This window comes from Halalkaliarchaeum sp. AArc-CO (genome assembly GCF_024972735.1).
Lineage (GTDB): Archaea > Halobacteriota > Halobacteria > Halobacteriales > Haloferacaceae > Halalkaliarchaeum.
This window is the reverse complement of sequence record NZ_CP087723.1, coordinates 808587-834237: the sequence shown is the minus strand read 5'-3', so window position 1 is coordinate 834237 and position 25651 is coordinate 808587. Positions and strand designations below refer to the sequence as shown.

Annotated in this window: 22 protein-coding genes, 2 tRNA genes and 1 pseudogene; 7 read left to right on the top strand and 18 right to left on the bottom strand. The window is 54.1% G+C overall.

The window, feature by feature from the left end; all coding sequences use genetic code 11:
- Window positions 1-343 precede the first annotated feature (343 nt).
- Window positions 344-1174 carry an IS5 family transposase gene (locus AArcCO_RS04840; RefSeq protein WP_259535306.1) on the bottom strand — a complete coding sequence of 277 codons (831 nt, stop codon included), beginning with the start codon at window positions 1172-1174 and terminating at the stop codon, window positions 344-346.
- 131 nt (window positions 1175-1305) lie between these two features.
- Between AArcCO_RS04840 and AArcCO_RS15900 the strand changes: the two are divergent.
- Window positions 1306-1464, top strand: a pseudogene (locus AArcCO_RS15900) (SWIM zinc finger family protein); the annotation flags it as partial.
- A 51-nt stretch (window positions 1465-1515) separates the two neighbouring features.
- Here AArcCO_RS15900 and AArcCO_RS04830 read toward each other — a convergent pair.
- On the bottom strand, window positions 1516-1884 hold the full coding sequence (locus AArcCO_RS04830; protein ID WP_259535305.1) for a hypothetical protein: 369 nt from the start codon (window positions 1882-1884) through the stop codon (window positions 1516-1518).
- Between AArcCO_RS04830 and AArcCO_RS04825 the strand changes: the two genes are divergently transcribed.
- Complete coding sequence (locus AArcCO_RS04825) at window positions 1855-2874, top strand: hypothetical protein (protein WP_259535304.1); 1020 nt, start codon at window positions 1855-1857, stop codon at window positions 2872-2874. The genes AArcCO_RS04830 and AArcCO_RS04825 overlap by 30 nt on opposite strands.
- Before the next feature lie 58 nt (window positions 2875-2932).
- Here the strand turns inward: AArcCO_RS04825 and AArcCO_RS04820 are convergent, their stop codons facing one another.
- The 5 genes from AArcCO_RS04820 to AArcCO_RS04800 all read right to left on the bottom strand — a co-directional run bounded on the left by AArcCO_RS04820 (window position 2933) and on the right by AArcCO_RS04800 (window position 10793).
- On the bottom strand, window positions 2933-3505 hold the full coding sequence (locus AArcCO_RS04820; protein WP_259535303.1) for a hypothetical protein: 573 nt from the start codon (window positions 3503-3505) through the stop codon (window positions 2933-2935).
- Entirely contained in the window at window positions 3502-3864 is a 363-nt protein-coding gene (locus AArcCO_RS04815) for a hypothetical protein (RefSeq protein ID WP_259535302.1), read from the bottom strand. The genes AArcCO_RS04820 and AArcCO_RS04815 overlap by 4 nt, the downstream gene beginning before the upstream one ends.
- 482 nt (window positions 3865-4346) lie before the next feature.
- On the bottom strand, window positions 4347-8843 hold the full coding sequence (locus AArcCO_RS04810) for an NACHT domain-containing protein (RefSeq protein ID WP_259535301.1): 4497 nt from the start codon (window positions 8841-8843) through the stop codon (window positions 4347-4349).
- Between the two features lie 61 nt (window positions 8844-8904).
- Window positions 8905-10131, bottom strand: coding sequence for a tyrosine-type recombinase/integrase (locus AArcCO_RS04805; RefSeq protein ID WP_259535300.1), 1227 nt, complete (start codon window positions 10129-10131; stop codon window positions 8905-8907).
- Between the two features lie 332 nt (window positions 10132-10463).
- Window positions 10464-10793 (bottom strand): hypothetical protein, encoded by a 330-nt coding sequence (locus tag AArcCO_RS04800; protein WP_259535299.1) that lies wholly within the window; start codon window positions 10791-10793, stop codon window positions 10464-10466.
- A 145-nt stretch (window positions 10794-10938) separates the two neighbouring features.
- Here AArcCO_RS04800 and AArcCO_RS04795 point away from each other — a divergent pair, with 145 nt between their 5' ends.
- Window positions 10939-11673 carry a hypothetical protein gene (locus tag AArcCO_RS04795; RefSeq protein WP_259535298.1) on the top strand — a complete coding sequence of 245 codons (735 nt, stop codon included), beginning with the start codon at window positions 10939-10941 and terminating at the stop codon, window positions 11671-11673.
- On the opposite strand, the gene AArcCO_RS04790 is transcribed toward AArcCO_RS04795, so the two are convergent.
- The 7 genes from AArcCO_RS04790 to AArcCO_RS04760 all read right to left on the bottom strand — a co-directional run bounded on the left by AArcCO_RS04790 (window position 11670) and on the right by AArcCO_RS04760 (window position 19057).
- The gene (locus tag AArcCO_RS04790) at window positions 11670-13097 is read right to left on the bottom strand and encodes a 7-cyano-7-deazaguanine synthase (RefSeq protein ID WP_259535297.1); all 1428 of its coding nucleotides are present in this window, start codon (window positions 13095-13097) and stop codon (window positions 11670-11672) included. The two genes, AArcCO_RS04795 and AArcCO_RS04790, sit on opposite strands and share 4 nt — an antisense overlap.
- Entirely contained in the window at window positions 13094-13519 is a 426-nt protein-coding gene (locus tag AArcCO_RS04785) for a hypothetical protein (RefSeq protein WP_259535296.1), read from the bottom strand. Before AArcCO_RS04785 ends, AArcCO_RS04790 begins: the two co-directional genes overlap by 4 nt.
- Complete coding sequence (locus AArcCO_RS04780; protein WP_259535295.1) at window positions 13512-13991, bottom strand: hypothetical protein; 480 nt, start codon at window positions 13989-13991, stop codon at window positions 13512-13514. Before AArcCO_RS04780 ends, AArcCO_RS04785 begins: the two co-directional genes overlap by 8 nt.
- A 375-nt stretch (window positions 13992-14366) precedes the next feature.
- Window positions 14367-16790 (bottom strand): PIN domain-containing protein, encoded by a 2424-nt coding sequence (locus AArcCO_RS04775; RefSeq protein ID WP_259535294.1) that lies wholly within the window; start codon window positions 16788-16790, stop codon window positions 14367-14369.
- Between the two features lie 166 nt (window positions 16791-16956).
- Entirely contained in the window at window positions 16957-18081 is a 1125-nt protein-coding gene (locus AArcCO_RS04770) for a tyrosine-type recombinase/integrase (protein WP_259535293.1), read from the bottom strand.
- Between the two features lie 196 nt (window positions 18082-18277).
- A tRNA-Thr gene (locus tag AArcCO_RS04765) sits at window positions 18278-18349 on the bottom strand.
- Window positions 18350-18397: 48 nt separating this feature from the next.
- Window positions 18398-19057 carry a DUF7114 family protein gene (locus AArcCO_RS04760; protein WP_259535292.1) on the bottom strand — a complete coding sequence of 220 codons (660 nt, stop codon included), beginning with the start codon at window positions 19055-19057 and terminating at the stop codon, window positions 18398-18400.
- Window positions 19058-19167: 110 nt separating this feature from the next.
- Between AArcCO_RS04760 and AArcCO_RS04755 the strand changes: the two genes are divergently transcribed.
- On the top strand, window positions 19168-19878 hold the full coding sequence (locus tag AArcCO_RS04755; protein ID WP_259535291.1) for an enoyl-CoA hydratase/isomerase family protein: 711 nt from the start codon (window positions 19168-19170) through the stop codon (window positions 19876-19878).
- A gap of 52 nt (window positions 19879-19930) precedes the next feature.
- Here the strand turns inward: AArcCO_RS04755 and AArcCO_RS04750 are convergent, their stop codons facing one another.
- On the bottom strand, window positions 19931-20770 hold the full coding sequence (locus AArcCO_RS04750) for an NAD+ synthase (RefSeq protein WP_259535290.1): 840 nt from the start codon (window positions 20768-20770) through the stop codon (window positions 19931-19933).
- Window positions 20771-20953: 183 nt separating this feature from the next.
- Here AArcCO_RS04750 and AArcCO_RS04745 point away from each other — a divergent pair.
- A tRNA-Gly gene (locus AArcCO_RS04745) sits at window positions 20954-21024 on the top strand.
- Window positions 21025-21428: 404 nt separating this feature from the next.
- Here the strand turns inward: AArcCO_RS04745 and AArcCO_RS04740 are convergent.
- Window positions 21429-21659, bottom strand: a complete 231-nt coding sequence (locus tag AArcCO_RS04740) for a DUF7385 family protein (RefSeq protein WP_259535289.1) — start codon at window positions 21657-21659, stop codon at window positions 21429-21431.
- A 131-nt stretch (window positions 21660-21790) separates the two neighbouring features.
- Here AArcCO_RS04740 and AArcCO_RS04735 point away from each other — a divergent pair, with 131 nt between their 5' ends.
- A complete protein-coding gene (locus tag AArcCO_RS04735; RefSeq protein WP_259535288.1) occupies window positions 21791-22819 on the top strand; it encodes a lysylphosphatidylglycerol synthase transmembrane domain-containing protein in 1029 nt (342 codons plus the stop codon).
- Window positions 22820-22840: 21 nt separating this feature from the next.
- On the opposite strand, the gene AArcCO_RS04730 is transcribed toward AArcCO_RS04735, so the two are convergent.
- The gene (locus tag AArcCO_RS04730; protein ID WP_259535287.1) at window positions 22841-23806 is read right to left on the bottom strand and encodes a phosphatase PAP2 family protein; all 966 of its coding nucleotides are present in this window, start codon (window positions 23804-23806) and stop codon (window positions 22841-22843) included.
- A gap of 117 nt (window positions 23807-23923) precedes the next feature.
- On the opposite strand from AArcCO_RS04730, the gene AArcCO_RS04725 reads away from it, so the two are divergent.
- Window positions 23924-24139 (top strand): DUF8028 family protein, encoded by a 216-nt coding sequence (locus tag AArcCO_RS04725; protein WP_259535286.1) that lies wholly within the window; start codon window positions 23924-23926, stop codon window positions 24137-24139.
- Between the two features lie 123 nt (window positions 24140-24262).
- Here the strand turns inward: AArcCO_RS04725 and AArcCO_RS04720 are convergent, their stop codons facing one another.
- The gene (locus AArcCO_RS04720) at window positions 24263-25639 is read right to left on the bottom strand and encodes an eIF2B alpha/beta/delta subunit family protein (protein ID WP_259535285.1); all 1377 of its coding nucleotides are present in this window, start codon (window positions 25637-25639) and stop codon (window positions 24263-24265) included.
- Between the last annotated feature and the right edge of the window lie 12 nt (window positions 25640-25651).

The window sequence follows — 25651 nt, the reverse complement described above, 5'->3', positions numbered from 1 at the left end:
CCCGGGGCCCACGAGAATCCGTGGGCCGGGAAGCTGCCGGCGATAGTAGCGAAGTTTCGCCATCGTAAACGGGTATTCCTGTCTGCACTGCATGAACGGCAGTTACATAAGCGGGCCAATACGCTCTCTTTTTCAGTCATTCTCGAGAACGATCGGAGACGGTCAGGTACCCGAAATCGGGCGAAAGATATTCGAGATAGTGGGAATCGCTGGCTGACTGGCAACATCTTCACCGAGTTTTAAATCCTCGTAGGGTAGTGAAAAGCAGAGTAGGTTGTCAGCTCTCTCCCACCCATTAATACGTGAATAACCGGCTCTATTGAATCGCCATAGGGCGTTGGAATCAGCGGGTTACGTACTGTTTGATGTTGTAGACGAGACACATCAGGACGATTTCGCGGAACTCACGGTACCATTCACGCGCTCGGACGGCAGAGCCGTACGAGCGCTTGACCGAGGAGTTGACTGTCTCGGTCATTGAGCGCTGGTTGTAGAGATCGTCTTCAATGCGCGCGTTGTGTGCGTGATCGTAGGGTGCGAAGACGCGATGTTTCACGAGAGGACGTATGCCCATTTCACGGAGTGTCTCACGTAATGGCTGGCTGTCATAGCCTTTGTCGGCGGCAAGGGTCTGCAACTCGCCCGTGTACCGGCGGGCGAGTTGCGCGCAGACGTCTGCATCGCTTCCTTCTCGCGTGGTCGTACAATGCACGTCTAAGATTGCTTGCGTCTCTGTGTCGACGAGCTTCGTCGCTTCGACCGTCTGAACCCGGTAGCTCGTGCGGTCACAGTAGTGTTTGCTCGCCGGTGACCGCTCGTAGTAGGTGGCGTCAACAGCAACGTGAGGCGAGGGATCGTGCAGCTGCGCTGAGTGGCGCAGCAGCACTCGCCAGACCTGCATCACGATCCTATCAAGCCACTTATTCAACGTCGAAGGATGCGGGAGATCATCGGGCTCAAGGCCGCTGATCTCCAAAATTGGCGGCATCACCTCTAGCCGGTCGATGATCATTTCGTAGGTCTCATCAAGGAAAATCCGCAGCCCGTGGAGGGAAATCATCGCGTACTCCGCGAAGCTGCCGCCGCCTTCCGGGGCGGCAGCTTCGTCGGGATCGTCGCAATAACTTTTGGCCAGCGACACCATTTCCTCAGTGAAGCGGGTGGTGAGGTTCATCCAAATCGTCACTCACCCGCTTCAACTCCTTTGATTTACCGACTCACCCCGGCGCAGTCTAGTGATTCAATAGAGCCCTCTGTACGGAACAGTCCTTCGAACGGGGGGTCAAGTACTACGAGGAGGATAGGATTCAGAAACTGGAGGTCGAGGGCGGAGACATTACTGCAATCGTTCGCGGATCCCGGGATTACGACATCTCAATCGATATCGACGACAACACGATTCGGACCGTCTGTAGTTGCCCCTACGACTATGCTGGAGATTGCAAGCACATCGTCGCTGTACTCTTAGCCGTCGAAGATCGCTCATCCGAGTCAACGTCCGAGACAACCACTTCATCAGACAGCCCCGAGACCGTCAATATTGAAGCCCTGATCGATCAGACGCCCGAAGACGAGCTTCGAACGTTTCTCCTCGACATCATCGCGGACGACCGTGATATCCGTGATCGCTTCGTCGCATTTGCTGGCGAAGAGCCAGGTAAGACCGTCTACGATTACAAACAAGAAATCGACCGTCTGTTCGAGGATGCAGCCGGTCGTGGTGGCATGATCGAATACGATACTCGTATTGACTTCTCCCAGTATCATGACCTGGCGGAAATGCACCGAGGCCGTGGAAACATTGGCACAGCGACCGATATCTACCGTGCGCTGGCGGAGGCAATCCGCGAAAACATGAATCGAATCGACGACAGTAGCGGGCACTACGGTCGCGAATTGAACCGTGCTATTGAGGAGTACGCTGAGACGATCACCGAACAAGGGTATGGACACCCAGAAAAGCGACCGCACATCGAATATCTCTTCGGGGAATTCATCGATGCGGATTACGGGTTTGCCACCGAGGACTACGCCGAAGCATTACGGACGATCTGCACAACGAGGGCGGACCTCGAATACTGGCTCGAGCTGTTGGATGCACACGTTTCGGGTGTCGACCTCGAGCCAGAGGCCCTCGAAGCATCGGTCGGCTCTTCGACGGAGACGACTCAGGACGACGTTCAAGAAGACATCTCATCAAGCCAACCGACAGACGGTTCGAACGCGCAGTCGGAAGACGAGACAGACACAACTGTCGAAAACGGGCGGACCGACAGTGTCCTCTATACTTCGGATTTCGCGACCGGGCCGCTCTCTACGGACGACTTTACTGGCGGAACGCTTGATGTCGAGCATTTAGCAGTCGGACCACTAGAGATCGGATACTTCGTCGGCGATGCGTTTGACGAGCTCCGCGTGGACGCTCCAACAACCGTCGAACGGCACACTGCTGAAATCGAATCGCCCGAATCCAGTGCTTCCGAGTCAGATCTTGCTTCGAAGTTCCAGAAACGACGTGTCCTCTCGACGTACGTGTACGTGCTGGAGGAACTTGGCGAGGAAGATGTTCTGGATACGCTGTACGAAGAGATCTACCTTGAAGACAAGCGGTTCTGTAAGGCGTACGCCGAGCGGCTGATCGAACAAGACGACGAAGGGCGTGCACTTGAGGTCGTCGAACACGGAATTGACACATTCCGTTCAACGACTGACCTGCGCTGGCTCGCCGTCGATCTTTACCGTGATCGGGAGGCAGACAAATACAAGGCGCTGTTGAAGCAACTATTTCTCGATCACTCCGAGTGGGACGCCTACGACGAGCTAATCCGGATCAGTAAAGCAGCACTCATCACGTATCTCGAAGCGTCAGCATAGCGTGTCAGTCCTAAATAAGGCACCGCTCAGAAGCCCAGGCTGACCGCCCATAGTATGCCTACTCCTCAAGGTACTGGAGTAACTGTCCAACGTAGGGACTGTTCTTCCAGCTTCGATGTGGGCTAATCATCGTGATCAACGCTTTCGCTTCCTCGTGAGTCATGTGACCGTTCCGGGCGTAGTCACAGATGAGCCGCGGTGTCGGCACGATACGGGGTCCTTGGAGAACCGCATGGATGAGCGGGAAGTTCGTCCCACCGAACTCATCGGTGAGAAACCCATCGGCAGAGAGGGCGTTCGCGAGGACGATGCCGTCGGTTTCGCCGTCGTCGAGGCCGAACGTTGGCCGCGAATCTGGCGTGGCGTCATACCCGTACGGATCCTCGACCGTATAGTGGGTGCGAGCTGCGAGGACATTGCTTGCGGCGGCGGCGTGGATGTCCTGATACTGTCTTATCTCTCGGAGTTCCCTCAGGACTTCCGGTGGCACGAACACATCACAGGAGGTGAGGAGATACTGGAGTGGATCGGGATTCGTCTCGGTATCGAAGGCTGCGTCGGCACGGGGGACGGCGAGACTGATGAGCGCACTGGTGTCGGCGACGGCTGTTCGCAGTCGGTAACTGCTCATCGCTCGTCATCCGCGTCGACTGTCGCCGTCTCGCCATCGTAGATATCGACATCGTCGGGTGCCGCGAGATCGAGTGGTTCGTCTTCGAGATCTCCTTTGAGCAAGCGGAGACGCTGGGCACTCTCAGCACCGACCAGTTGCTTGACGGTCTCGAAGTCGAGTTGGTCGTCGTAGTATTTTGTTGCGACGAGTTCCTGAAACGTCTCGCTGTCGGCAGTATCTTCGATGTATTCACGGATCGCCTCGACGAGCAGATCCGTCCGATCCTTATCGAAGAGATCGGCGATCGCGTCGAGACGGTCAACGAGGTACTCCGGGGACTGGAAGTGGACTCGCCGCGGGTCATCGCTTGCACTCATCCTATGTGCATATCTTGCACATGGGTGCATAACGGTTTCGCTGACTGCACACAGCTTGCACATCGAGCTACTCACTCGGACTCACATTACTCTACAGATGACGCCTCCAAATTAGACAGAAATAGTATATAACGAGAGAGGTTAGAAACCAATAGCGGGGAAGCCACTAACTGAATGTCGTTGTAGGATTTGAAGGAAATGTTATAAGCCTAGGCCGGGATTTGAACCCGGGCTCTCGTCCTTACCAAGACGGTGACATAACCCGTGGCCCAACAACCCGGTTTCTGACCCCATCACTTCAACAGGATTGACGCGGATCTTTCGGACCTCGGCTCCGTCCCTGACTTCCCGGTTTTACGCTTTGTCTCCGTCAAGAGTAGTGTTATCGCGCACCACGATAAAACACCGGGCAAGCATGCTTTGGGCATGCATCATAACACTAACTCTGAGATTGCTACTCTGTCTTCCTGTAGCAGTGCGAACTATCTCGTCGAATGTTCATCTGATTCGAGAACACCCCACTTCTGGACGTGATTTTCGTATGGCCATACAAGTCTTCTCATCCACTTCATCATGTGCGAAAATAGTTCTTCAGCGGCTATTTCTCCCTCAGTCTGTTTTACTATCCACAATAGTTGAGGAAGTATCGAAAGATAGCTTTGAGTGTCAAGGCGGCTCATTCTCCAACCATTAAGCACACTCTGGAGAGCTCTTTCTTCATTTATGTCGAGCAAAGCTTCAGCGACCATCTCAAAGCGGCCACGTCCGCCTCCCAACCACGAATTTATAAGATCACGCTCTGCAATCACATTCTCCAACAACTCAATCGCGTCATCCACATTACCCCTATCCGCTAAAACACGCGAAATTGGAGCTGCTGCAGCCGGATTGTACCTTGGTGATCCTACCATATCCTTTTGGAGCAATTCGCCAGCATTCAAAAGTTCCTCTGACGTAAGTTCTTCCACACTCTCCACCGAAACCGGATCCTCTTCTGAATGTTGAGAAAGAATTTCATGTATGCGGTCATCTTCTGATTCTGTTTCTACAGATTCTCCTTCGAATTCACTGGAACCATTATCTGAATCCAGGTCGCTGGGTATCTCTATATCATATTGTGATGCCAAGTCCCGAAGTCTCTGTTCTCGATCGGAGTTGATACCGTCTCGGACATAGTCTCCCCTATTTAACGCATGTAGTGCTTTAACAACCAGTTCATCCCAACCGAAATTATCAGCCACTTCAGCAGCTTTTGAAAAGAAGGGGAGCTCTCTATTTGAATGACGTCGACTTCGAATCCGCGTTTCTTTCACATAAATGAGACTTCTCAGTTCCTCTGCAGTCATTCCATCTGGATTCTCCAAGCGCCAGTTCCAGAGTTTCCTTTGAGTTGTGTTATGTTCAGCATATTTTTCTGCCGTATGATAGTCAACGGCATCAGCATCAAGAAGAGATTTTAAGAATACTCCCTCAAAGTGACGAGTCTCTTTCCCGTCTGTAAGGTCATGAAGAAGATTCGCCCAATTAATCAGCTGGATAGCAGTGCCGAGATGTCGATCCCATTGCCCGTCTGCGACATCTTCAAGTCCTTTCCAAACATCGTTAAGGAAAATATCCTTCCGATAACCATATCGGAAACAGCGCTCAACCGCGACTTCTACGTAATTTTCAGCGCGAGAATCATATCCCTCTTTGGCCGCTCGTACAGCTAAATCCATGAGCTCTCTCGACGGCGGCTCTTCACTAGGGGGTCTTTTCAATATGTTCTCATAACGCTCATCTATACCATCCGGGAGAGCTTCCGTGTTGACTTCCTCCCATGCTTCAGTAAGATATCGGGAAACCGTTTCCAAGGTTCGATCTTCAAAGTCCGCTTCTTTATTCAGTTGGATTGCTTCACTTAATTGGTCCTCTGAACCCTGTTTAACTACCTTTCTAAAGGCGCCTGCAATATCAGAAACTGCTTGCTGATATCGAAACTGGTCTACATATCGAACATCTGAATCAACTAAATGGCCTTCTTCAAAGATTCTACAAAGGAACTCAAGGGTAGCATCGACCCACCGCTGGCTCTGAGTCGAAGAGTCTCTAGTCGTGGCCGCCCCCATCATGGCAAGAAGCTTCTGAAACCGCGGTTGCTCGATAGCTATCCGGTCTATGGTTTCAAGAAGCTCCTCGGGAGACTCGTCAAGACTTGCAACTATTGAACCGGTATAGTAGACTTCATAGAACCGGGAACCTCCTTGACCCCAATCATCTATCGGCTCGCCAAGTTCGGTGTTTTCAATAACCTCTCGGATTTCGTCTTCTGCTCCACCACATCTGAGTAAAGTATGTAGTGCTGCTAAAGATAAGTCTGAGTAATCCGGGGCATTCTCTTTAAGTTCTTCACGCCATGGCTCCGGAAGATCATGGATTAGGTCTTCACACGCTTCCAATGCCACTGATTCATTCTCAAATAACCACTCCGGCGGCTCGGGTTGGCCCTCCAATAGTTCGGGTTTATTCTGGACAGCAGCAAGGACTTCTCGCGGAAAGTGTTGTCCGTTGTCCTCTCGCCTAATTTCTCCCGCGGCTTTCCAAAACTCCTGCGGCTCCAATATTTCAGATGCGACCTCAAAGTACGCTTCCGGATCCCAGCTCGGCTGCTCAGCTCTTTGATAGTCTTCTTCCCAAGCAGCAAGCCAATCTCGCTCCAATTCATCTTCCCAGTTCCGAGCCACGATTTGCATCGCTTCGATGGCTTCCTTGCTGCCGCCTTCGTAACCCCGAATTTGATCTACTAAGCGTAGAGCCCTACCTAGGTCTGACTGGGCGGCAAAATATCTGAGACGAGAGTTATCTTCCATGTAAATATCGAGCATATTTCGGGCAACACCTCCAAGAAGGATACAGTCCACAGCCGTGAAATAGTCTTCATCTCGAAGTGAAACATCAAAGGCCAAGTCTAACGTTTTAGAGAGATGGTCGAGATGAATCCCTTCTTGCCACCAACACAGGAGATTCTCAAGAGTTGCCAACTCCTTGAGAGCACTACGTCCAGGTCCATTTTCTGCGTGGTACTTTAGACTCTCCAAGTTTTGTGGAAACTTGATACACTGGTCAAACAGATACTCGTAGAGGCGTTCGTGGCCTTGTGTAATTTCTTCTTGATCCAGCTGGTCTTCTACGAACTTTCTGAAGCTATCATGGAATACTCGGAATCGTCCATCTGCCGTAGACTCTAAAATATGGGCGAGTGGTGCACCTTCAAGCCTCGTGCTTTCCTGTATGTAGGGAAAATCGACTACTGATTTAATTGTCTCTTCTCGTAACCCTGTAGGGTTCAATGCGAATAAAGAGACCACGTCTCGCTCATACGGTTCTAAAGGCTCCCAAATCGTATCGTAATACTGTTCAAGTTCACCATCAACGTGCGATGCATCCTCGATTGCTGATTGAAGACCCTCAATTACTTCTTCTCCCTGAGTTTCAGCCTTTCGTATGAGATGCGAGATGATGACAGGGAGTCCGCCAGAAATTTCTGCAACTCTTCTGACGAACTCGTCCTCGGGAGGTATGTTCTTTCTCTCAAGATATTCTTTGATCTCCTCCACACTCCATCGTGGAACCTCAATTTGATTATCAACTCGTAAAATATCGTGAGCCTCCGTTATCTCACGACTGATCATCAAGAGACCTAGCGGATTAGGGAAGTCAAGCGATCCCAGTTCCTCAAGGACGGTGCCTTCAGCGGATTCTGTGGCGGAAGTACCTCCAAACTGTCGTAGTGCATGATCAAGACCATCAATGATAAATAGAATTTGTTGTTCCTCTTGTTCTGCCCATTGGGCAACCTTATCAATATACTGTTGTAGGTCTTCAGTTCCCGTCCATACCGGAGCTGGAGTACCTTCTCCAAACGCTTCTGGAAATGTATCATATATCTGAGCAGCAAGCTGGTGCCTGAACCATTCTGGGTCGCCTCGCCTCTTTTCTAGTGAATCAGCATCTTCCGGCACATAGAGGTAGAATCGAAGAGTTCGATAATCATCCGAATCTTCCCAACTCCGATGAAAGAGTTCAATACCTACGGATTTCCCGCTTCCGGGGCTGCCTTCTACTAAGACTCGGTTGTCTGAATCATCAAATGCTTCCTCTAGTTCCTCGGTCCATCTGGGTCGGATGTATTTCTCTGGAAGTTCAAATTGTTGTGCGAACTGTTTAGATGGAAACAACTTTAACCGGTGGATTATCTCCTCTCGGTCCAATCTTTGAACATCGACCGGCTGGTTCCGCGCCCATCTCGCTAAGTTAACTGCCCTCTCCGTTAGCGAATATGGATCATCGATTTCTGGATTCTCTCGGATATTTAGACGTGAGGTAACACTTTCAACTATTCTTTCGAAAAGTTCCGTATTGCGAAGCGATTCTACCTTTTCATCAGTAGCTGTTCCTATTCCCGGTACTCCAAGAACGAATTCAATATCAACGATTTCTCCGTCAACCTCGTTCCTACCATCCGCTAATATGTCCGTTTCAAAGCTTAATTCGCCGAACAGAGTTATGTTTTCAGAGTCATCTAAAAATTCGATATCTGGGCCAGTCTCACTTCCAAACGAGGTTAGCGCTATGAAACGTGTGCCTTCTCCTGCTTGGACTCGAGCTTCTGCAGATTCGGATAGATTGCTAAGATCTAGCCCTCTGCCGCTTGAGCCGGTAAGGTCACTGGATGAAAGTGTATGATCTGGACCATTTTTCACCTGTATACAGATTATGTCACCATCCTGTTCCAGAATAATGTCATCAAATTTGTCTCCTTCGTTGAGCTTCGATTCAATAGTAATAGCCTGAGACTCCTCAAAAAAGACTGACAGAATGCATGCGCCCGCTATAACATCTTGGAAGGTATAACCTCTGGCAGCTCCAGCCATCCGTCTGGTACTAGCGGAAGCATCCATGTTTTCTGATTCAGTAGCTGTCCTCTCATTTTCAGTCATTATTAATCCTCGCCCGGGAATGGAAGAACACGTGCGTTGTGATGGATAATTCCGTGCCAAACTATTTATCAGTAAAAATATTTTCTAATACTCCTTGTTCCTCAAGCTCTGCCAACCGTTCCAGGATCTTCCGCTTCTCCTCTTTGCTCGATTTTTCTTCAAGGCTTAGTGGTCGTCCACAGTTACGACACTCAGAATACTGGGACTGGTTCTCGGTTCCGCAGAAGGAGCAGTTGATCGACCCGTCCTCTTCCTCACCGTTGTCGAGACCGTACTCTTCCCGTATCGCTTTGTTGACGTCGTCGCTGTTGAGGTGGACGTATACCTTCGCTCTATTACTTCCTGGGACCCAGCCGGCGAACTTGTTGAGCTGTTCGTAGCCCATGAAGGTCGCGACCTCGGTCAAACGGGTATGACGCAGATTGTACGGCCGCTGTTTGTTCTCAGGGATGTCTGCGCGTTCACAGGCATCCTTGAAACGGTTGAGGAAGCCGTTGTAGTTCATCCTGTCACGTAGATCCGGCTCGTAACTACAACCATCATCGTGGAAACGCGGGATCTCACCGCAGTGTTCGCAACTTTGTTGCTCGTTTTTGACCCAGAGAGGTGCGGATGAATCCTCGATGTCGCCGATCTCACCGCCTAAAGGGTGCTGCGAGATCCATTCACGTAACGTCCTTCCCGATCGCACGAGCTGGTTGTTCCTGTCGGGCGTCCCTTTCGATCCTTCGAGGAAGATGAAGTCGCCTTTCCCTGTTGAGAAGTCGTTTATGTTGCAGTTGAGGAGTTCACCTGGACGTGCCGCACTTTCGTATAGAACCATGGTGAACGCCCGATCCCTTGTATTGGTGAAGCTGCGGAACAAACGTTTCCGCTCCTCATCGGTAAACAGGTCGTCCCGCGTAACGGGAGTGGCCTTCTTCTTGTTAACGGAGAAGAAACCTACTTTCGAAGGGTGTTCGTGGCCACCGTTCTCCACCTTGTAGAACTTCTTGACCGCTCCCTTGAACTTGATCTTGGTCGACTCCGCGTAGTCACTCCTGTTCAAACGGGCGAGCAACGTTTTGAGCTCGTCTTCGGACGCACCTTGCAGCCGGAAGCCGTCGGGAGCGAACTTAGTCAGAAGCGCTTTGAACGACTGTACCTGGCGGTCCTGCTGTACCTCGCTGATCCCTTCCGCGGCCTGGTGATCGATAAAGCGGCGTACTGCTTCCGCGTTCTCCGGGTGGACCTCCTCCTCGAGATTTTGAAGGCTTCGTTCTACGTTGACGTGTTCGGTGGTAGACATAGAGTTTCGTTCTCCTCGAGATGGAAGGAGACCGGGGAGAGACGCAGCTTCGCTTGGATTCAATGGGGTGTGAATGCTCTACACCGTTCGTCGGTTGGGTTCCGGTGGAACCGGTGCCCGGCTTCTCTTGCCCGCCGTTACTTTTGGACCCCATTACATCGTTTGTAAACTGGGCTCCCACCCCAAGCTCTAAACCGTTTAGAGGTGTTCGATACCTCTATTTTTCCTTCTCCTTCCTTCTTTTGAGTTTTCAAGAGAAACCTAGCCAGTATTCTTTATATACTATCTAGATAGTGGAACGCAACAGTTCGGTTGACAGTAATCGATAAGGTTTAGAGACGGATTTTTAGCCTGAGATACACTGCTGCCGAAGCCGTTGCGCCGTATAACAGCAGGTCAAACCATCCGAAAAGTTCGGTCTGAATCAACGTTCCTGCAGTCAGTACTATTCCAAAAACCCATCCTAAAAGGTAGCCATAGGACCAGTACCTAGACTTATCTATTAAAAACACGAGACCAACGATCGAGGCCATATTGAACAAAATAAAGTACAATCTTGGAATGAGGCCGGCTTCAACAAAGGCAGAGAATAGGATGGCGACAATAATTGCCTCTATAACCATTCCAACACCTCTTTCAATCCCGTGTTCGAACCTAGGCATTCAAAAACAAATCTATGGTTAAATAACTAAAATTTAACCCCAACTATCCAATTTCCGTTGTACCCCTAAGTGCATCTGGCATCTGGCGCCTGGAGATTTCGCCGAAAAGTATAATATATCTATATACTATGTTGATTGACAAGGGATGACAGAGGTCGTTTTGAAGGGAGAGTTGCATACAAGTTCGGGGGACTTGGAAGAAGAATGTGAGTTAGTGAAAGAGGGGATCGACACCCTAGTCTTAGAAGGCGCAGAGTCTGAACCTGATTATGGCTGGAAAGAAAGCTGGTTCTCGACATCGCTCGATATTTTTGGGCTGATTATGAACAATCTGTATGTCGGCAAAGATATTCTGATTGATTTGGCGGAGATACAGGATGCTGACGTAGTGTACACTAGGGAATCGGATTCAGAATTATTGGACAACACTTCTCGATGGATGCAGTGGATGGGCGCTATTTTGTTCTACCTCTTAGTATCGTTTAGCATCCTTTTCGGTCTCTCCACAGGAAATACTGTAGGAGGTGCATTTCTTCTCCTAATTGGTGTACTGTTACCGATTTTGCTTATACGGATATACAATATGGAGCGTTCATCTGAGGATAATAACCGAGATCAGATTATGGCAGATAAAATTGTTGAAGCAGCTGAAGACAGTAATCGAGTTGTGGCTGTAGTAGGCGATAGCCATGTTGAGGGTATTTTGGATCATTTACCAAATGATATTGATCCAGAAGTCCGCCGCACCTCGTACAGCCGACTTTCTTTACATCATCTACGTGAGTTAGCTGTTCCGGCCTTCACTGCATTTTCCGTTTTATTCGTATTCTACTCAGGAATCCTTTATCTTTCCTCAGTTTTTCTCCCGCTGTTTTTCTAATTGTTTGACGATTCTCTCACTAGATAAGAGAGGGTAGGGTTTTTCTCTGAAGCTGTGTGCATGGATTCCACGAAGTTTTCTGCAAATAGATGATGTTGTCTATAGATTGGCCTGTTTAGCAATTCCGGATACTCTATTGCGAGGTCCCGAGGATTCTCTTTCAGGATGCGGCGGCAGAAGTATGCTATCTCTGCTACAGCTTTGAAGAAAACATCTTGAGAGTTTGCATTGTCGTTCAAATTCTCTTTTATTTCTACGTCGAAAGTCTGATTTTCGAAGTTCGCTGAGAGCAACGGGTTATACTTGGAGAGGTCTTCTAATGCGACTTCATGACTGCTCTGAATTATGCCGATGTTCCGTATGAGGCAGGGTACACAGAGTCCGCAGTTCTGGTTTCCGAACCAGGCTTTATGTGGACAAGAGATGGCTTTTTGTACTGTTTCGGTGCTAGGAATCTTGCTTATGATCTCTGTTTTGGTGTGGTTGACAAACGGGTTTTTGACCGTGATTGGCTTTGAAAGGCTATCCAGTATCTTGTTGAAGTAGGTTAAGAAGAGTGGTGAAACGGTTCTTGTGGTCATCCAGCCTTCGGAAAGTATGAGGAACCGGGCCATGATTCCATTCTCGAAACATCGTATTTCGTTGGCGCCGAAGGCGGAACCGGCAGCAGCTGCAAAGCTGAGATGGAGAAGTCCTCGGGAGAACTGAGTAGATTCGCCGCTACCTTCGTAACGAGTTTTGAAGATTTGAGGGTCAATCTCTGCTTCTTCTGCGATTTCTTCTACTTTCGGTCTAACACCGCTTCCATAATTGACCGTGACGTACTCTGATTCCGTTCCTTGGGACTTGTTATGGTAGATACCGGCAGTACTATCCAGACCATCTGAAAGGAGGCTTACTGTGTTATCGCCACATTGGCCCGTGTATCTATCTATTGACTCAGTTTTGCCGACGAGCTGGAAGTCGTACTCTACAACATCCCGAGTCATGTGGGACACCATCTCCGAGTAGAGCCGTTCCATCTCTTCAGTCGCTATCTCAGGCGATAGTACTGGAACCTGGAGCTTGATATTCCTGGTGTTGAGTCGGCTTTCATCAAAGTCCTCATCATTAATCTTAACACCGCGATCTACTGCTTTGTCTGCCGCGAATGTAGCCACAGCAATTTCCAGAATATCTAATACGATGTCGGGAACTCTATCCTGAAACAGATTATGGGTGATGGAGTGATCGTACTTGACGACTTCGTCCGCCTCTAGCGGTTTCCTCCTGCTATAGTCTACTTCGTAAGGAAATTCGTCCTTTTTGTATGGAACAACTGCTATGATATTATCATAGTCCGTTTCATCTTTCTTTCGAAGTTTCGATTCCGTCCGTCTCTGGAACTCAGGATGACGTAGAACATAATATTTCTCCGTTGTCATTCCAGTCCCTCAAGAAAGTCCTCAAGAAGATTTTTCCATTCACCAAACTTCTCGTCAATAGCCTGTTCGACTCGTTCCTCGACATCTTCGTCTTCAAGCCGTGAAAGATCGCCTGATTCGATGACTTCGGAGACGACTTCATCTTCTTTTAGGTGATCGACGAGGTCTCGAGCCCAGTGTTCGCACCGTTCCAGCATTTGTTCGCGTTGATTTTTGAGAGGCTGGTCTCCGTCCGGGTCAAGGTGAAGCTGGGTTCCGATGTCCTCTACTTCTTCGTCACTGGACTTCAGCTCCTGCATTATGAAGCTAAAGATGAACTGACGAAAGTATACGACGAAGAGACCTTCTGTCCCGTGTTCCTCAATAAACTCCTCAATATTCTGTTCTGCCTCTTCTTCATCTACGAATGGATCGTCACTCATCGTCTTTCGAACCTCCAGTCATCATGGCGTCCGCACCATTGGAGATAACGCTTCCAAGAGTCGCCTTTGCGGCCTCTTCCGAAGGTGTTCCGAAGTTGTTGTTTACCTCGTCAACACCTCTTGCCACTGTTTCGTTTTCGGAGGCAGCTGAAACTGCTTGTTGTGATGTATGAACGATTCCTCCGGAAACCTGATTAGCTATTTCTCCTTTTACCATGCTTTTACCGGTCGCTTGGATTCCTGCCTCAATACCTTCCTGGCTTGTTGTTTGAATAAAGGTGTTTGTGTGCTTTAGATAAGCATAAGTGGTTACTTTCGCTGGACCGTTCGGCTGTACGGCTAAAGCGCCAGTAACTGCGATATCAACCGCCATCTGTGTTTTATCTGATTCTAAAGCTTGATTCATCCCTTTCTTTGCATCTGTATATCCTATGCTTGATGCTCCTGAGGAACCAGTGGAGGCGCTTCCCATATCTGTGAAAACATATTCAGCCAAAACATAAATAATCACTTGACAGTGACACTTAATCGGCAACCTCAATCGTGATCTATGAGCTCTGTTGACGAGCGAACCTTTCGACGAGACGGGTGTCCTCCTCTCTTCACTTGATCAAGAACACGCAAGCATCGTTTCGTTTGTTCGGCCGCTTTTCCTCAGATGGCTTCACCCTGGACTGGGTGAGCGAGGTCAACAGAGCTACCCTTTTCCGATATGCCGAAGTCCCCGAACTCCCTCGCTAATGAGGGTTGGAGTTCTGCTTTCCTGCCGAAGTGGCCGAACTGCTAAGAAAATCGAAAAACACTGGCTTAGGTGCAATTTCGATGGTTTTCATACCGGGATTCGGAATTAATGATTTATCAGGATAGAGCTGGAACCCGTGCCGATTACAGTGTTGAGTTCCACGGCGGTCTTCCTTTGAAGGCCTTGGAAGAGATTGGAGAACTGTTCCTCGTCCAGCAATGCTAACCCTGTTTCTGATGGTAGGACTTCCCTCCATTCAATCCGGATTTCGGCCTGACTATCCAGATCTTCTAGCTTGTCGAGTGCTAAAAGGTATTCCTGCTTGCCTTGGAGTGAAGCCCAGTGCTTGAAGGTATCTGGTAGAAGGACTTTGAACTGGATTTTGTGGGGAGGGATTTCGATTCTGTCGGAAAGTTCACCGTTATCTATCTTCTCAAAAAGTGTCCTGTCTTTAATCGCACCTAGCGAAGGTACCACTGTGACTTCCTGTTTGAGACCTACCTGTCCACCTTGTTGGTACAGTTCTCCGCGGCGTACAAGACGGTTGATTTCTTCCCGTATAGCCATCTCCATAGCTATATCTTGAGATGGTATCCGTCCAGGACTTCTGAAGAGGGCTTGATGCACCGATTCTTCTGAAAACTTCTTCTCATCGACTTTCTGGTAGACTTTCCTAACCAAGTCAGTAATCGGAAGCTCACCGCTTTGTCTCAGCGAATTTTTGATCGTCTGGCTCCAGTGGGAAAGTTCCTGTTCTAAGGGGTATGCAGTGACACCAGCTGCCTCCGCGAACTTCAGAAGTGTCTCGTCTGCAGAACAGAGTGGGACGTCGTGTTTCTTTGCGACTTGAATTAGTGATTGATCGACTGCGACGTTGTCCTCAGTATCTACAGATTTTTCTGTAGTAACTGTTTCAAGGTTGATGATATCCTTTTCCGTGAGCTCTCTTAATGCGGTTAGCTCCTCAAGGCCGGAGTCGCCTCGTGAAGCTCCTTTTTCGACCTGTCGGTGAATCTCTTCCAGTACTACATCCGGGATCAGTACGGTTGATCTGTATAGATCACCCTCTGATACAAGTCTCGTGATTACCTGGGCATCGATTATGCTTGTATCGGCAACGAATTCGGATAGATCGCTGGGAAACAGCGGTTCATCAATATCTTCGACATCCTCGCTGCTGTTTGTGAATGGATCTATGGCCTCGAGCAAGGTGCTTCTGTCAGGTGGCGTACGGACATCGTTCCTAATCTGTTCCAATACATCTGACTGGCGGATAGGCGTCTTCTGAATACGGGTTCCCTCAAACTTGCGCCAAGAGACCTCGCAGTTCAGTTCCGACTCCATCATCTCAATAAGGGCTTCAACATCGTCTTCGAAATCGGCCTTTCTGCGGTACTTCTCACCGTGTATGACCCAGTACTTATGTGCGAGCAACCGACGTTGAATGTCTCTCCTCCGATCAATGCTATGGTAGGCAAAACCGTCGCCTGCCGCACTCCAACCCGAAAACCGATTGTGGTCTCTATCCCAGTCTACGGTTTCCTGAGCCAAATCATGGGTCAGATAGGGAGCTTCAGGTACACGGAGCGCTGCATAGAAATCGTATACAAGAGAGACATCAACGCTAGGTGAGATACGGACAAAGCCGCGGTAAGTCTCTTCATCTTCTTCAAGCACTACTTTCTCTATGGATCCAACACGGGCTCTTAAACCTCTATCAGTAGGGTCAGAAAGTGTACAAAAACTGTTCTTACGTAGTACATTTCCCTGAATGGCTTGAGCGATATCCTGGGAAGAGATATCATGATCTGATGCTGCAACCCTCTTATCCTGATGAACATACACTTTCTCGGCTTCAGGAAGTTCCTCGGACGAGAGAGACTCTGACTCTACGATCTTATTGAAACTGACTTTATGCTGGCTCAGCAGCTCGCCATCCTCATGCTGTTCATACTTCAGATAATCTGCATATTGGAAAGGAGGAGCCATTCTCTGGAGAACATCAAAGCTGACAACGATATCAGGGTCCTCTTCGGATAGAGAGCGCTCAGCCGCTTTCACCGCTAATAGAGAATCACGTTCACCCCAGACGCTGCCGAAGGCATCCACAATCCCATGATCATTATGACGTTCAATAACATCTTCTAGAACAATGTCCTCAGAAGCAGAACCTTCTTCGAGTTCCTGAAGTTCGACAACAATCTCAGAGAATAACTCTTCATGCCCCACTGATTCATTAACCTTGATGTTGTCTGGGAATCCTTGAGCACCAGCTGGAAAAACAGGCGTGCGTATTTCTCCTGAATCATTAGCATATTCCTCAGGTATCTGTTCTGAAAGGCGTCCAGTGATAGAAATGTCGATCAGATCAGAGGAAGGATCATCGATGAAGATCGTGCTATATTGATCGAAAACGATCTTCCAGCTTACCTGGTCTTGTTCTAAATAGTTCTCAAGCCAGGATTCAAAAGCCTCCAGAGCGGCTACTACACATTCCTCAGTATCAACATAAGGCAGGGCACCACTCATATACTAAACAGAATTTCGTACTCAAGTCTCTTAAGCCTCCTACTATTCACCGGTTCTGAATCAGCCTTGAATCAGGTTAGAACGGTTCCTGGCAGCATGGGAAAACAGGTCTGAATCAGGTTTGAAAACACGGCGACTATACGCCGTGTATCGATTTGACCGAAGTTCAGTCTATGCTGTTGACCGCGTCGGATTGACGACTAACTGAACTATGCTCGTACTTCTCCGTAGTCCGTTTGGACTTGTGGCGGCACTGTGCGGCAGCGACCGCTAACCCTTGTTCCTCGGCGATGTATGTAGCGGTGGAGTGCCGGATGCTGTAAGGAGTCAGGTCACGGTTCTCGAGGTCGAGCCCTGCCTCCTGGGCGATGTTCCGGAAGACGGTCCTGAAGGAGTCCTTGTTGTACCTGTTGCCGTACTTGGTAAGCCACAACGCCTCCCGGTTGTCGTACTTCTCACGTGTTTTTCGTTCCTCGATCCAGCGTTCCAGTATGGATGCGGTCTCGGGTTTCAGTGCGATGATCCAGTTCTCACGGTTCTTCGATGCGTCCTCCCTGGGAATCCGTAGTACCTGGTTGTCCGTGTCCACCCATCGAAGGTTGGCGCGTTCGACCTCACATGGCCGTAGTCCCGCGTCCAAAGCGGTGTAGATCATTGAGGTGTACTTGAAGGAGTTCGCCTTGATCCAGTCCTCCTTCCCTACCTTTTCAGCGGGTTTCTGGAGCCGCTGTGCGAGGTGCTTCCTCCAGCGGTCCCGCTCCTCCGGCATTAAAGAATTGTAGTGAGGTACGGATCCGTACTCCATCGCAGCTTCCCGGAGTTTTCTACGGTCGTCCCTTGTCAGGTAGTCTCTCGGGGTGTAGTTGGTGGAGGGATCGCTGTACTCGATCACAGGTTCCCAGTCGATGTTCCGGTCGCGTTCCCAGTTCTGCCATTTGAACAAGGTGTGGACGGCCTTCTGGTAGTGGCACTTCGTCGACTCCTTGTAGTCTTTCCGTGCGAGCCAACGCATCCAAGAATCGGCGTGATCAGTCGAGAGATCCTGGACGTATCGGCCTTCCTGATCCCAGGTGTACCGGTAGAAGAGGTCGAGCCGGTTCATCCTGTTCTTCGCAGTAGTATGGCTGTAGCCCTCTGCCTTCCCCGGGTCTTTTCCGAGGCTGAGCATCCACTCCGCTAACTCTCTGCGGTGTTCCCGGTAAGAGAGTTCCTGCCGAGGATTCAGGTATTCTGCGGCGTCCTCTGTTACGAGGACGATACCGTCTACCTTGTTCTCGTCTCCGTGCTTCATTCTCATCGCACCTCCCGTCCAAACGCTAGAGCTAGTATTCGCCCGGGTTTATATTCATCTAGTATGCTTGACTGTACCTGAAAAACGCGTGACAGCGTCAAGGCGCTCCCGAGAAGGGCACCCTCGCGTCCTTTCAAACCCATCTTTGTTTCACCGACGGAGAACACGGTAACTACCGGAAGAAACAGGGAAAGCAAGCCTGAGGCGGGAATTGAACCCGCGGTCTCGTCCTTACCAAGGACGCGCTTTACCGCTAAGCTACCCAGGCGCGCAACAGTGGGTTGGCTGGATTCGTCTTTAGGGCTTTCGATTCGCCTCAGGAATCCGTCGTCGACGGCACCCGCCCGCCAGTCAGCGTAGCGATGTGGTCGGTGGTCGTCTCCGGGAGCGCCTGCCGGGCCGGGGGCATGTCGCCCTCGTACTCCCTGGCGAGTTCGCAGGCGTAGGAAAGCAGTTCGTCCGGCGGATCCTCGCCGACGGCGGTCGTGCCCGCAAGCACGGCGAGTTCGAACACGTCGGCCTCGAGGTTCCGATCCAGCGTTTCGACATCGGCCCCCTCGGCTTCCCGGAGCGTCTGGTCGCGGCCGAACGACCGGACGACCTGGACGGCTCGGTCGCCGGCTTCAGTGCGTGCCAACAGATAAAATCCCCTCGCCACGAGCACGTCGGCAGCGACGACGTCGAGGTCGGCGTCGATGTCCGTCTCGGTGTCGGCGACGTCGGCCCACGGTTCCTCGTGTGCGAGCGCTCGAGTGAGACGGAGCCCCTCGTAGATGAGCTGCACACCGGCAGCACACCCGTGTAGCCCGTCGAGATCGACGTCGGGCGAGAGCGCGCGCGCGCTCAAAAGCGTCAAAACTCCGGGGGTCATCGAGGCGTCGGCGATCCGGTCATCGAGAACCTCACGGAGCCGCACCGGTTCGATATCCGAGAGCGCCTCGCGCGCGGCGTTGCGAGCCCGCACGGCGTCGTCCATCAACACGAGGTTGGGGAGCGAAAGGCAAAGACCTTTGGAAAATCCCGCCGGATTCGAGGTGTGCACATCCGTCACAACAGTCGACAAAACCGCACGACTACGTCGCGTCGATGGGGGAATCAACCGTGACTGTTCGGACGCGGACGCGCGATGAGATTCGAACGGTCGAATTCGCGACTCCTGCTCGACGCAACGCCGTCTCTCCCGCCGACCTGACCCGCCTGGAATATGCACTCCGGCACGCCGAACGAGTAGGGGATCCGGTTGTCTATCTCACGGGAGTGGGTGACGCGTTCTGTGCAGGGGCTGACCTGGATGCTGTTGCGTCGCTGTCGGATCCTGCGGCGTTCGCCCGACACGGGGCGAGGGTCGCCCGACTGATAGCGGAGTGTGATCCGGTCGTCGTCGCCGGAATCGACGGGCCAGCACGCGGCGGTGGGGTCGAACTCGCGCTCGCGTGTGATCTCCGAATTGCCACGCCGGAAGCGACGTTCGCGGAGTCGGGCGTCCGGCTCGGACTGTTCGGCGCCTGGGGTGGCACCGCCCGGTTGCCCCGGATCGTCGGAGAGGGCAACGCCCTCGATCTTTCCCTGTCCGGCCGGACCATCGACGCCGAGGAGGCACGCCGGATCGGACTCGTCTCCCGGATCACCGACGATCCCTTCGAGGTGGCGGTGGAACTCGCCGCGAATCCGCCAGCGGCCCTCCGGGGCATAACGCGACGGATCCGTGACCGGAGCGACGTCGACGCTCAAGAACGCGCCGAGGCGGAACTGTTCGCCCGGCTCTACGGTCGATTTGGGGAAGACATCGACAGGTGACGGCGACCGGGGGTGGACGAGTGACGTCGACCGGATCCCAGCCGGTCGAAGGTCACTCCAGGGGAGGCGCCGGCGGCATCGATCGTTTGTGTTCGCTGGTCTCGACGAGTTCCACCACTCGATCGACCTGCTCTGCAGTCACGTCCAGCGCCCGGACGGTGGCGTCGGCCGACAGCGGACCGTCGACGTGCAGCGCCAGGATTCCATCGAGGGTGTCGTAGTCGACGCCCATCTCCTCCTCGTCGGTCTGCCCGACCCACATCCCCGCGGTGGGCGTCTGCATCACCAGATCGTGGGGGACGCCAAGGTGAGCTGCAAGCTGACGCACCTGCATCTTGTAGAGGTTGCCGATCGGGTTGCAGTCGACCGCCTGATCGCCGTACTTCGTGAAGTAGCCGGTCATCGCCTCCGAGCGGTTGCCCGTCCCGAGAACGATCCGGTTTTCGTGGTTCGCGACGAAGTAGTTCAACACCGCCCGTGTCCGGACGTAGACGTTTCCGGCCGCCATCCGATCGTCGGCCGCGTCGGAATACTGATCGAAGAACGTCTCGGCGATCGGCTGGATCTCGATTACGTCGTACTCGATACCCAGGGCTTCGGCGACGCGCTCGGCGTCGGACATCGTCTCGGGATCGTTCACTTCGCTTGGCATGAGTAGGCCGTGAACGCCGTCGGGGCCCAGCGCCTCGACCGCCAGATAGGCAGTCGTCGTCGAGTCGATCCCCCCCGAGAGCCCGAGGACAGCGCCCTCCGCGCCGGCCGCGTCGACGGTGGCGGCGATGAAGTCGGTGATGTGGTCGCGGACCTCTTCGAGTTCGGGTTCCGAGAACGTGAGGTCGAGCGGCGGTTCCTCCCGGAGAAATATCGATCGCCCATCGTCGGATTCGCTCATCGATCCCGGGTTCGTTCCCGAATGACTAATAGCCATCTGTAGCGGTCAAAATATGACTGAACGGATGATAAATGAGAGGACAATCAAACGTTCGTTTATAAGAATACCGAAAGTTGAGACGAAACCGGATCTCTGGTCGGCAAGCGCTACGTTCAAGTGTTCCGATACGGTATCTCGACGTGCGCGCCGTTGGTCCAGTGGTAGGACAGTGGCTTCCCAAGCCACTAGCCCGGGTTCAATTCCCGGACGGCGCATGATTGTCTCGAACGAAAGTGAGAGACATCATCGCCACCCGGGAATTGTAACCCTATCAGTCGCGCGCAGCGAACGGAGTGAGCGAGCACGTCTGATTCCGGTTCAATTCCCGGACGGCGCATTTCTGTCGCGAGCGCAGCGAGCGACGAAATCGCCACAGGGAATTGAAGTAGACGAGTCGCAGCTCGCGCAGCGAACAGAGTGAGCGAGCAAGAACGTCTCGGCGTAGTTCAATTCCCGGACGGCGCACTCCCGACGGTCGTGCGCCACCCCACTTCCCGGACGGTGCATAGCAAGTCCGAACGAAGTGAGGCCTCGAAGACGTGAACGCATTTTCCCCACTTCGTTCGGGAACTCGCCGGGATAACCAGGCACCTCTTAAGCGGCACCCCAGCGACGCGGATCACCGCTTGTGGGTGAAGATAAACGCCTGCCCGTCCTCGACGCCGACACAGAAATTCAACTGCTTGGAGAGATTCAGGCTGGTCGGGTTCTGCTTGCAGACCACGAGGTCGTCGAACGGCATCCCGCAGGCCGGACACGCGACCGACACCGTGTTCTGGTAGGACTTGATCGCCGGGTTCTCCGTGCGTGGCGTCAGTGACGTAATCAGCTCCTCCGTGTCGATGTCCATACGTCCCCCCACCATTGCCACTGTATTCAATTCCGGGGACGAGCGGTCCAAGAACTCAGGGCAGACACCAGTCGACGGGTGGACGAACGAAAGCGGATTTTATATCCGCGGAGAGAAACGGACCGACCGGGATGAAACGACGAGCCGTCGTGGCGTTCGCCATCGCGGTCGGGCTGCTCGTGTTGTTCGTGTACGCGATCGGATGGAACGACGTCTTGGCTGCGGTGTCCCGGACATCACCGTCGATGTACGCGACGGCGTTTCTCGCGATGATCGGCTGTCTGTTCTTCCGGAGTCTCGTCTGGCACCAGGTGCTTTCGGTCGTAGACGAGCCCAGACCCTACTGGCTCGTGAGTGGCGTCTTCCTCACCGCGATGTTCGCGAAATACGCCGTCCCATACGGTCAGGTCACCTCCGGCGTCGGCGTCGCCGCGGTGGTCAGCCGGTACTACGACGCCGTCTACGAGGAGGGACTGGCGGCGGTCGTGAGCGCCGACTTCCTCAACTACGTCCCCTACTACACGCTCGGCGGCGTCGGCGCCGTCTACGTCCTGGTTACCCATCCGCTCCCGATTGACATCGGAACCCACGCGCTCCCGGTCGTCGCGCTCGTCGCGATCGTCGCGATCGTGCTCTGGATCGGCTGGCAACGTCGGAGACTCGTGGTCCGGGGGATAACCGCCCTTACTGCCCGTCTACGAGGGGTCGTCCGCCACCTGACCGGTCGCAACGTCAGGTTCCTCAGGCGGGAGAACGTCGAACGCCGGTTCGAGGGGTTTTACACGACGCTAGATCTGGTCGGTCGGGACCGCCGGGCGATTCTGGGCGCGGTCGTCTTCGCCCACCTCGGGTGGGCCGGGCTCGCCGTCGCACTGTTCGCGACCGCACACGCGGTCGGCCTCCCGATACCGCTGGGAATCGCGTTTCTCTCCGTCGCCGTGAGCAAGGTCGGCTTCCTCGTTCCGACTCCCGGCGGCGTCGGCGGCGTCGAGGCGTCGATGGCGGCGGCTCTGTATCTGCTCTGGCCAGTCGGCTTCGCAACTGCAACCGCGATCGCGTTGCTGTGGCGGCTGTCCACGTACTGGTTCACGATTCTGGTCGGCGGAACGACTGCGCTGGCGATGACGCTCCGGGATCCAACCCCGACACGCGGGAAGTGATCCGCCGGCTCACAATCAGTGTCAGTCGTCGCTCGGGTCGCCCCCCTCCGCCTGCAGTTCGGGTTCGACGACGCGACCGCGGAACGGGAGGTTCGTCTGGAGCGATACCACCACCGGATGCGTCTCGATCCGAACCGCGAGCCAGGGGACGACCAACACGAATCCGGTGAGCGCGGCATACGCGATCACCTCGGCGACCAGCGCCGAGACCGGATGGACGTTCACGAGCGCCGTGATCCCCAGCCACACCGTTGCGACACGCACCACCAGGATACCGACCAGGCCCATTACGCCGAGAACCAGGACGGCCGCACCCACGGAGGTCGTCGGGCGCTCGGCGACGTAGTACCAGCCGATCGTCCCGCCCAGCGCTGCACCGAGCGAGAAGCTGAGAAACACGCGCGAGCCCAAGAGCCCGGCAAGCAGCGCGATCGCCGTCGCGGCGACGAACAGCGGCCCGGGATCGAACGTCCAGTTGTCCCGGTAGTAGATGCCGAACGCGACGATTCCGAACCCCAACACCACGCCCACGAGTACATCGCCGACGTAGTGAACGCCCATCACGACCCGCGAGACGGCGACCACCGCCACGACGACACCGGCAGCGAAATACCGCCACAGCGGACGGCCGCGAGTCATGCTCGCCGCCAGCGCGCCGTAAAACCCCGCGCTGCCCATCGCGTGGGCGCTCGGGAACGAGTAGCCGGGATACCCCGCGGGAGTAAACGCCAGGTCCGGCCGAGGGAGCTGGACGATCCCCTTCAGGCCGACCGAAAGCGCAAACACCGCGACGCCGACCGCGATGACGAACGCCCGTTCCCGGCGCGCGCCCCGGGCGCCAAACCAGTAGAGCAACACGCCGAGGACGAGCAGCAACGCGCCGTCGCCGAGATGAGTCAGCGATTCCAGTACCGGTACGATCGGTCCCAGCGCTTCCCGAAACGACGCGTTTACGCTCGCGTCCCACAGCGGACCGTAGCGGTTCATCCCCCGAACCCAGGGATGGGAGACAAAAATGTCCTCCGACACGATCGAAGGAGCATAACTCAAGCGCCCGTTTGTGTTTACAGTACGTTATTGCAGTCGTGAACCGTGTCTCGAGATATGAGCGGCTCCGTCGCCCGATCGAAACCGTGGAACGGAAGTTTCGGCGGCGATCGACTCCTCGCCCTCCTGCGAACCGTCGCATTCGTCGCCGCCGTCGCCCTGCCCGCGGTGTACGTCCCCGTGCTGTTCGCCGGCGGAATCGGCCCCATCACCCCCGCGCTCGGTCTCGCACTGCTCGCGGCCCACGTGCTCGCGCTGGTTGCGGGTCACTGAATCAAAGGAGTGGCTCGGTCGAACCCATCATCACACGGGGCTCAGTGGGGGTAACCGTCGTCATCGCCACCGAACGTGGATAGGACGTCCTGCCTCAAAAGTTGCACGGGGAAAGACGCTGCCTCAAACGTCGTCCGTCCCGACTGCACGCCGTGACCACGCCGCATTCGTCCGGTGTTCGGCCGCGATCGACCGGACGTCTGCCGTCGAGAGCGTCCCATGTTCGGTGACGATCGCCGTCACCAGCCCCGGGGGCGTCCGGTCGAACCGGGGCGTCGCCACCTCGATCCCGGAGCTTCCGCCGTACACTGCCGCGGGATCCGACCGTTCCTGCTCGAACCCCGCGGTCGGGGCGATCTTCGAAGAGGACGCCACGACGACCACCGGAACGCCGGCCCGGTCGGCGGCGAGTGCGAGCCCGTAGGTCCCTGCCTTGTTGTACACGCCCCCGCTGGGATCGACCGTGTCGGCCCCGACGAGCACACAGCCGGCGTCGCCGCACTCGAGGAGCCAAGGAAGCGCCGAATCCGCAGCGAGCATGACCTCGATGCCGGAGTCGGATAGCGTCTCGGCCACGCCCACTCCCTCCCTGTCGGGGCGGGATTCCCCGACGAGCACCCGAATATCCGCCGGCGGCTCCGAACGATCCGCCGACTCCGATCGACCCGCCGGCTCCGTCCGGGAACACAGTTCGAGAAGCGCGTCGACCACTGTCTCGGAACGGGAAAGCGTGACGATCGGTCCGCCGCGTCGGCGAAAGCGGTTGCCGGATTCGAGGAGCTCTGCGACGGACCGGGCTGCTGTTCCGTCGGCTTCGACCGCCCGATCGATCGCCCCGATCGATCGGTCGTGAACGAACGCCGGTGACGGCGCGTCGGCGACAGCATCATCCCCGTCGACGAGATTCACCCCGTCGACGACGTCCGCCATTACCCGATTCACCCGGTTTCCGATCGTGACCATCCCTGGACGGACGTCCACGAGTTCCCGTGCGAGACCTACGACTCCGTCCCACTCGTCGACGCTTGCGGCTTCGTCGCGGAGCACCTCGAGCGCGCGAACCGAGAGCCACGACGCCCCGTGAACTTCGTCAGTACGGATCGTCTCGACGGTCGGCGCGACCCGACGGTACGTCTCCCACAGCATCGGAACGGTGTCCCGGTCGCGGATCGCCGTCGAGTGAACCCATTCGGCACCCTCGATGCTCCCGTCCGAGGGGATCTGTCGGGTTTCCACGTCGAACAGGAACGGATGGACGAGCCACGTGCGATCCTCATCCGGAACCGTGATCGGCGCGCCGGACCGAACGAGATCTACTCTGCCGGAACCGATCGTCTCACGGAGGTGCCGCTCGGCCTCGGCGAGCGGATCGTCGGGTTCCGACTGGAGGTAGTCGGCGATCCCCGACCAGCGGTTCGGATACACGTCGACAGCCGACGGCCGGCGGACGAGGAGGATCTGCCCGCGGTTTCTGAGGAATGTCGTGACGGCGTGGTCCATACCGAACGGTTG